This window comes from Actinotalea ferrariae (genome assembly GCF_019733465.1).
In the GTDB taxonomy this organism is placed as follows: Bacteria; Actinomycetota; Actinomycetes; order Actinomycetales; family Cellulomonadaceae; genus Actinotalea; species Actinotalea ferrariae_A.
The window spans coordinates 1-1050 of record NZ_JACVQL010000421.1; the positions used below are offsets into that span (position 1 = coordinate 1).

The following is a 1050-nucleotide window of genomic DNA, read 5'->3' on the forward strand; positions in this document are numbered from 1 at the left end:
TCTCGGAGCCGCCCAGCGCGCGGGCGAGCTCGCCGGCGGCGTCGTCGATCTCCGCCGCCGCACGGACCTGGGCGACGGTGCTCCCCGCGACCGTGGCCGCGAGGGCCCCGCGGACGACCGGCACGCCGTCGCCCGTGCGCGCCGAGGCGCTGTGCACGCCGACGCCGTGCAGCCCGTCCTCCTCCAGCAGCCGCGCCACGTCGCGCAGCAGGCCCGCCTGCGCGTGGAGCGGCACCGTGTCGATGTGGTTGACGATCACGAGCATCGACGCCTCGTGCCCGGCCAGGTGGCGCAGGTAGCCCGAGTGGAGGGCGTCGTCGGCGTACTTCTGCGGGTCCACGACCCACACCAGCAGGTCGGCGAGCGGCAGCAGCCGGTCCACCACGGCGCGGTGCGCCGGCTCGACGGAGTCGTGGTCCGGCAGGTCGAGCAGGACGAGCCCGCGCAGGTCCGCCTGCGACTCGCCGTCGAGCTCGCTCTCGCGCTCGATCCGCCGGTCCCGGGCGACCCCGAGCCAGTCGAGCAGCGCCGACGCGTCGTGCGCCCACATGCACGCGGTGACCTCGGACGTCGTCGGACGGCTGACTCCGACGTCCGCGAAGTCGAGGCCGGTGAGCGCGTTGAACAGGCTCGACTTGCCCGATCCCGTGCCGCCCACGAGCGCGACGACCGTGTGGTCGGCACCCAGGGCGAGCCGCTCGCGCACGGTCGCCAGCGCCCGGCGCACCGCCGCCGCCGTCGCCGGTGGCACGCGGGACCCCGCGGTGGCGAGGGCGCCCTCGATCGCGGCGACCCGCTCGAGGAGCTCGGCCGTCCGGGTGCCGGTGCCCGCCCGGGTCATCGCACCGCCTTGAGCACCGCGCCGCGCAGCCTGAGCCGCGACGCGGCGTCGGCCTCGAGGTCGGCCGACGCGAGGACCCATGACGTCGGCGCGGCGCCCGCGCGGACCTGCTCCTCGACGGCGTCGGCGAGCGCCGCACGCAGCGTCTCGACGGCGGACGACGACCCCGGGTCCGCCTCCGCGAGCGCGGTCACCGCGGGCTCCAGGCC

General features: G+C 77.3%; 2 protein-coding genes. Both read right to left on the bottom strand.

Annotation, left to right across the window (positions count from 1 at the left end; genetic code table 11):
• A partial coding sequence (locus ICW40_RS20535; RefSeq protein ID WP_221655819.1) for a GTPase occupies window positions 1-841 on the bottom strand: 841 nt, incomplete at its 3' end.
• Window positions 838-1050: hypothetical protein (locus ICW40_RS20540; RefSeq protein ID WP_221655820.1), on the bottom strand; the 213-nt coding region annotated here is incomplete at its 5' end. The genes ICW40_RS20535 and ICW40_RS20540, both read right to left, overlap by 4 nt.